Raw genomic sequence first — 6,851 nt, 5'->3', positions numbered from 1 at the left:
CGTCGGGCGCGCGCGGATCCGCCGCCGAGCCGGGCCCGCGGCGGGTCGACGCGGTCACCCTGCACGAGCGCGTCCGCGCCAAGATCCTCCGGATGCGGGACGAGGCGCCGCCGCCGCGGCCCGGCGCCCCCGCCCCGGACCGGACGCCGCTTCCCCTGAACGAGCGCATCACCGGGCTGGTCAGCGACGTCCACATCGTCGCCCGCGGCCGGTGCCCGCAGCGGACCCGCCCCGTCGACGCGGTGAGCGGCCGCTGGTTCCAGGGGCACCCGCTGATCGACCCGGTCGCCGGGGTGCCGTTCTCCGTCGCCGAGCCGGAGGCGGTCGAGGCGATGATGCGGCATCCGCAGGGCGACCTGCGCTGCTACCAGCGCGTCACCGTCGGCGGGCACGGCCAGGCGATCGACGCGCCGGACGGCCGGCCCGTCGCGCCCGCCGAGGAGAAGGACGTCGTGCTCTCGGCGTTCGTCTACCTCGCCGTCGAGGGGCGGATGCTCTACGGGCAGTTCGTCGCGACGGTCCTGCCGCCCGTCCGGGAGGAGTACCGGATCGTCGACCGGCTGCCCGACTGGGACGCGGTCACCCTGCTGCTCCGCACGCTGGCCGAGAGCTGGCGGACAGTGCTGGCCGGCACGCTGCTCGCCTGGCCCCGGATGCTCACCACCTGCTGGACGATGGCCCGCAGCCTCGTCGCGGCGACCTCGTCGGGCAACCCGGCGCGCAAGGCGTCGCACGACTACGGCGCGCGGATCAGCGTCCGCGAGCTGTGCGCCGAGGACGGCTTCGCGACGTTCGTCCAGGAGACCGACGTCGACAAGTACATGCGGCTGATCGAGCGGCGGGTGAACGAGGCGATCCTCGACCACCTGTCGGACGAGTGCGGGATCGACGTGTCGGCCTACCGGGCGCAGGCGGGCGTCATCCTGAACCAGGGCGTCATCATGACCGGCGGCACCGTCCACGGGCAGGTCGCGTCCGGGCGCAGCGTCGAGCAGCGGCAGACTCGCATCAACCCCTGACCTCGCGGAGGACGGCATGGCGGAGCACGGCGACCGGGGCATCAGCATCGGCGGGCACGCCAACGTGTCCGGCCAGATCGCCACCGGCGACAACGTCACCCAGAACCAGCAGGTCGTCGGCGGCGGGGCCGGCGCGGACGTCGCCGAGGCCCTCGCCCGCGTCGAGCGGCTGCTGGACCGGCACGCCGCCGAGCTCCCGGAGGCGGCGCGGGCCCGCCGCGATCTCGCCGACGTCCGCGAGGAGGCGGAGGACGGCGACCCGGACGCCGAGCGCATGGGCGGCGCCCTCGCCCGGCTCGGCCGCCGCGTCGCCGGCGTGGCGGCGCTGGCCGAGGCCGTTCGCGCCCTCGCCGCCGCGGTCGGCGTAGGCGGCTGACCGGGCGCAGCCACACGGTGCATGCCCTCGACCGTGATGCCTCAGCGTCGGCCCGGCGCGCCGTGGTGCGCGCGGCCGTTACGCCGCTCGACCGTCAGATGTTGTCGCCGTCGCGGGTGGGGAGCCCGGCCTGCTGGGCGATGGGGGTCCAGTAGGTGATGAACTCGTTCTTCGCGTTCGTCGCCTCCTGGTTCACGTCCGCCACCTCGTCGTCGGACGGGCAGCCGGGCGCGACGTCCAGGTAGCGCTGGTTCGACTCGACCGACGCGCGCAGCGCCCGCACCAGCGCGTCCTTCATCGCGGTGCCGTTGTCGAGCGCGCTCACGTCCAGCGCGTTCGCCTTGTCGAGCTGCGTCTGCCGCTCGTCGTGGATGCGCTGGAGGCCGTCGGTCGGGCAGCCCTCGGTGACGACGGTGCCCAGCTCGGAACGGGTCCCCGCCATGTCCTCGATCAGGGCGTCGACCGTGCGGGCCTGCGCCGTCATGTCGCCGCTGGGCGAGCCGTCGGGGGTCGGGGAGCCGTTCGGGCTCTCGTCGTCGGTCGTGACCGGCTGGCCCGCCGGCGAGGACGCCGGTCCGGCGACGGACCTGGCGGGCTTGCCCGGCCCGCTCGGCCAGAACACGATGCCGAGCGCGACCACGACGAGGAGGACCACCCCGGCCGCGATGAGGAAGTACAGCGCGTTGTTCCTCTTCGGCGGCGCCGGCGGCTGCCAGATGGCGGGCTCGGCCCACGGCTCCGGCCCGAGCTGCGTCGACCGCTCGGCCCACGGCTCGGGGCCGAGCGGCGTCGACCGCTCGTCGGACGGCGGCATCGGGGTGGTGTAGTCCGCCGGTGGCGGCCACTGCCCCTGGTCCGGCGCGTCCGGCACGGGGACCCACGGAGGCGGCAGCGGCTCGGCGGGCCCGGCGCCGAACCCGGACGGGGGCGCGCCGGCGGGCGGCGGCTCGAACGGGTTCCCCTGGCCGCCGGACGGAGCGGGCGGGACGCCGTAGTCGCGCGTCGCCTCGTCGTCCCGGGACGGGTCGCGCGCGGTCTCCTCGCTCGCGGACAGCGTGTGGCCGGGACCGTCCGGCGACGCCGGCCGTACCGGCGCGTTGCAGCGCGTGCAACGGGGGAGCGCCGGATTGGTGTCGCTTCCGCAGCCCGGACACCGCATAACAGCCCCTTACCCCGTGAGGTGCATCGGTGACAAGATACTGCCCCGCCCGCGCTAACGGACGGCCCCTCCGCGGGTCGCAACCCGGTTGTGATCGGACGGTCACGCCCGCGCACGGGCCGTGCGGGCCGCCGGGGCGGGCGCGGGCGGGCGCCGGACGGCCCGCCGCGCCCCGCCGGTCAGACCCGCTGCCAGCTGCGCACCGGCTGCCCGGTCTTCCTCGCGACCGGGTTCCACAGCGCGACGAACCGCTGCTTGGCGAGCGTCGCGCGGCGCTCGCCCTGCGCGCGTCCCGGCACGTGCGCCGCGTCCGGCTTCGGCTTGCCGTGGCAGTGCGCCCGGCTCCGCTGCGCCCACTGCAGCAGGAGCTGGTCGACCTGCAGCGACGCCTGTAGCGCCTGCGACAGCGACGTCCGCAGCTGCTCGCCCTTCGTCAGCTGGCCAACCTTGAGGTTGCGGGTCCGGTTCAGCTGGTTCTGGCGGCGCTGGACGGCGTTCTGGAACCCCTGGACCGCGGCCGGCAGGTCCTTGCAGCGGCCCGCCCGCCCGAGCGCCCCGGCGAGGACGCGGCGCGCGTCGACGCTCGCGTCCAGCACCGCGCTCATGGCCTCGGCCTGCTGCTTCTCCGCGTCGCTGATCTTCTCCTTCTGCGCCACCGGCTGGCTGGACGACTTGGCGGCCTTCGGCGACGCCTCGTCCTTGCCGCCGGACGGCCACGCGACGAACGCGACCGCGGCGAGCGCCACCGCGACGAGGGCCGCGACGCCGATCAGCAGCGGCTTGCTCGTCCCGCCGCCGGAACGCGCCCGGCCCGGCGGGTAACCACCGGGGCCGCCCGGACCGCCCGGACCGCCGGGGCCCATCTGGCCCATCGGCATGCCCTGGTTCCCTAACGGCATGCCCTGGTTCATCGGGTCGCCGTAGCCGCCCGGCTGGCCGAACCCGCCGGGTCCGCCGGGGCCCATCGGGGGAGCGCCCATGACGGACGTGCCGCCCGGGTCCATCCGGGTCTGGTCGAACCCTCCGCCGCCGGAACCGAAGTCCATCCTGGTCGGGCCGTCGAGCGGCGCGCCGCCCATCGGGCCCGCGCCCATCGGGCCCGCGCCCATCGGACCCGCGCCCATGGGGCCGCCGGGGGCGATCTGCGTCGCGTCCGCGTCCGGCATCGGCGGCGTGCCGAGCGGCGGCGTGCCGGCGGTCGGCAGCGGCGCGCCCCACCCCTGGTCGGCGGGCGGCTGCTGCGAACCGTAGATCTGGGTGGCCTCCGCCGCGTCCTGCGGGTCGGGCTTGCGCGGCTGGGCGAACCACGACTCCGGGACGATCGACTCGACGGGCGGCGGCTCCGCCTCAGGGGCGAGCGACCCGCCGGGGAACCCGCCGGCGGGCGGCAGCGCGGCCGCGCCGGGCGCGGCGCCCAGCGCCGGCTGCTGCCCGTTCGCCTGCGGCAGGCCGTTCGCCTGGCCGTTCGCCTGGCCGTTCGCTTGGCCGTTCGCGCCCGCCTGCTCGGAGGCCCATGCCGCCTGCGGCGGGGCGCCCGCACCGTTCACGCCGTTCACGCCGTTCACCCCGTTCGCGGGGCCGTTGCCCGCGGGGAGCGCGGGCATGCCGCCCGTGGGCGTGTAGCCCTCCTGGTCCGGGTCGAACGTCCACGTCGCGGTGGACTCGGGGTCGGAGGGCGCCGGGTCGGCGGACGCCCACGCGGGCGTCGGCGGCGGCGGCACCATCATCGTCTTCTCGCCGAGGCCCGACCTCTCGTCGAGCGCGGCGGCGGCACCGTCCTGGACGGGCGCCGGAAGCGGACCGACCGAGTACACATCGATCGGCGCGTCGCAGTTCGAACACTTGCCGAGCGTCCCGGGCGTGTGAGAACCGCACGTCGGACACTGCATCGCTCTGACCTCGCCTTGTCGCCGCTTGCCACGCTGCGCATTCCGGCCCGCCGGCTCGGGCGGGCTGCCCTTCCCCGCAAACCGGCAGGGCTCCCGACAAAAGTAGTGGGTGATGTCGTTCTAGGGCGCGTGGATGGGAATCTGGACTCACCGCTGACGGGCTCGCACCGAATCACGACAGCTCGGTACCGGTCAAGATTGCCGCCGGTGGTTTACCGGAATGCCTGTGAGGCTGCTCACATCTTAGGGCCGACGGCCGCGCGCCGCCGGAGAACCGCCCGCACCGGCCGCCGCAACACGCCCGGCGCGCGGCGAGCGCCGCGCGCAGCGGCTAGGCTCGGAGCGGTTCAGGGCGCACTTGAACAAGACAGGCGCATCCAGAGAAGACGGAGTCCATGAGCGATCTTCCGCTGCGTTCGCAGCTGGCCGTCGCGCTCGGTCGTACGGCCGCCAAGATGTCCCGGATGGCGGGCCGCGGTGACGGCTCGGTGATCGGCGGGCGGATCGGCCTGCGCCTCGACCCCGAGCTGCTCACCAGGCTCGCCAAGGACCGCAAGCTCGTCCTCGTCAGCGCCACCAACGGCAAGACGACGACGACCCGGCTGATCACCTCGGCGATGACCCCGCTGGGCGAGGTCGCCACCAACGCGTTCGGCGCGAACATGCCCACCGGGCACGTGTCCGCGCTCGCGTCCGCGCCCACCGCCCGCTACGGCGTGCTGGAGTGCGACGAGAAGTACGTCCCGATGGTCCTGCGGGAGACCGGCGCGAACATCGTCGCGCTGATGAACCTCAGCCGCGACCAGATGGACCGCGCCGCCGAGATCTGGCTGCTCGCCGGCAAGTGGCGGCGCGCCCTGGAGGCGTCGCCGAACAGCCACGTCATCGCCAACTGCGACGACCCCCTGGTCACCTGGGGCGCGTCGTCCGCGAAGAGCGTCACGTGGGTCGCCGCGGGCCAGCACTGGCGCGAGGACTCCTGGTGCTGCCCCGAGTGCGGCGGCCCCCTCGACCGGCAGGACACCGACGAGGACAGCGACTGGGCGTGCCGGCAGTGCCACTTCCGCCGGCCCCGCCCCGACTGGGCGCTGAAGGGCGACCAGATCACCGGCCCCGACGGCCGCGCCTTCTCCCTCTCCCAGCTGTCCCTGCCCGGCCGCGCCAACCGGTCGAACGCGCTCATCGCGCTCGCGGTCGTCGCCCAGTTCGGCGTCCCGCCCGAGCAGGCGCTGCCGCTGCTGTCGCAGGTGCGGTCGGTCGCCGGCCGCTACACCACCGTCGAGCACCAGGGCCGCACGCTCCGGCTGCTGCTGTCGAAGAACCCCGCCGGCTGGCTGGAGGCGTTCGACGTCCTGCAGCCCGCGCCCGGCCCCGTCGCCCTGTCGATCAACGCGCAGGGCCCCGACGGCCGCGACACCTCCTGGCTGTGGGACGTCGACTACCGCATCCTGCGCGGCCGCCCCGTCTGGGTCGCCGGCGAGCGCCGCATCGACCTCGCCGCCCGCCTCGAGGCCGCCGACGTGCAGTTCACCCTGGTGGACGACATCGACCAGGCCGTCATGGCGGTGCCGCCCGGGCACCTGGACGTGATCGCCAACTACACCGCCTTCCAGAGCATCCGAACGAGGTACGGCCGTGTCGTCTGACCGCATCAAGATCGTCTGGATCTACCCGGACCTGCTCAGCACCTACGGCGACCAGGGCAACACCATCGTCCTGGAGCGCCGCGCGGCGCTGCGCGGCATCCCCACCGAGACCGTCAGCCTCCGCTCGGACGAGCCCGTCCCCGCCGACGGCGACATCTACCTGCTCGGCGGCGGCGAGGACCGGCCGCAGATCCTCGCCGCGCAGCGGCTGCTCGGCGACGGCGGCCTCGCCCGCGCCGTGCAGTCCGGCGCCGTGGTCTTCGCGGTCTGCGCCGGCTACCAGCTGCTCGGCCACGAGTTCGGCGGCGAGGAGGGCCAGCCCGTCCGCGGCCTCGGCCTGCTCGACATCAGCTCCGGGCGCGGCGAGCAGCGCGCCGTCGGCGAGATCGTCGGGGACGTCGCGGGCGAGCTGAACGTGCCGCGCATCACCGGCTTCGAGAACCACCAGGGCGTCACGCGGCTCGGCCCGAACGCCCGCCCGTTCGCGAAGGTCGTGCACGGCATCGGCAACGGCGACGGCTACGAGGGCGCCTACGCGGGCCGCGTGCTCGGCACCTACATGCACGGCCCGGCGCTCGTCCGCAACCCGGGCCTCGCCGACCTGCTGCTGCGCTGGGCCGTCGGCCACGACCTGCAGCCGATCGACGACTCGTGGGCGGGCCGCCTCCGCGAGGAGCGCCTCGCCGCCGTCCTCGGCTGACCGGCCGGGGGGCCCCCGGGGCGCCCCGGGGCGGGGCGCGGGGGCGGGGGGGGGGGGGGGGG

General features: G+C 75.4%; 6 protein-coding genes. 4 read left to right on the top strand and 2 right to left on the bottom strand.

Features of this window, described 5'->3' with window-relative positions; translation table 11 throughout:
• Both ABZ914_RS43595 and ABZ914_RS43590 read left to right on the top strand, forming a co-directional pair.
• The coding region (locus tag ABZ914_RS43595; protein ID WP_500200625.1) for an AbeC-like domain-containing protein at positions 1-1,019 on the top strand (1,019 nt) is incomplete at its 5' end.
• Between the two features lie 16 nt (positions 1,020-1,035).
• A complete protein-coding gene (locus tag ABZ914_RS43590; protein WP_500200624.1) occupies positions 1,036-1,395 on the top strand; it encodes a DUF5955 family protein in 360 nt (119 codons plus the stop codon).
• Between the two features lie 94 nt (positions 1,396-1,489).
• On the opposite strand, the gene ABZ914_RS43585 is transcribed toward ABZ914_RS43590, so the two are convergent.
• Together ABZ914_RS43585 and ABZ914_RS43580 are read right to left on the bottom strand one after the other, a co-directional pair.
• Complete coding sequence (locus ABZ914_RS43585) at positions 1,490-2,554, bottom strand: hypothetical protein (protein ID WP_500200623.1); 1,065 nt, start codon at positions 2,552-2,554, stop codon at positions 1,490-1,492.
• Positions 2,555-2,733: 179 nt separating this feature from the next.
• A complete protein-coding gene (locus ABZ914_RS43580; RefSeq protein WP_500200622.1) occupies positions 2,734-4,443 on the bottom strand; it encodes a hypothetical protein in 1,710 nt (569 codons plus the stop codon).
• A gap of 395 nt (positions 4,444-4,838) precedes the next feature.
• Here ABZ914_RS43580 and ABZ914_RS43575 point away from each other — a divergent pair, with 395 nt between their 5' ends.
• Positions 4,839-6,089: a Mur ligase family protein gene (locus tag ABZ914_RS43575; protein ID WP_190866643.1), complete on the top strand. Its 1,251-nt coding sequence runs from the start codon at positions 4,839-4,841 to the stop codon at positions 6,087-6,089.
• The gene (locus ABZ914_RS43570; RefSeq protein ID WP_190866645.1) at positions 6,079-6,789 is read left to right on the top strand and encodes a glutamine amidotransferase; all 711 of its coding nucleotides are present in this window, start codon (positions 6,079-6,081) and stop codon (positions 6,787-6,789) included. The genes ABZ914_RS43575 and ABZ914_RS43570 overlap by 11 nt, the downstream gene beginning before the upstream one ends.
• Positions 6,790-6,851: the final 62 nt, after the last annotated feature.

The organism is Spirillospora sp. NPDC046719 (assembly GCF_040645715.1).
GTDB lineage: Bacteria > Actinomycetota > Actinomycetes > Streptosporangiales > Streptosporangiaceae > Spirillospora.
The sequence above is the reverse complement of the archived record's forward strand: the minus strand, read 5'-3'. Positions and strand labels throughout refer to the sequence as shown.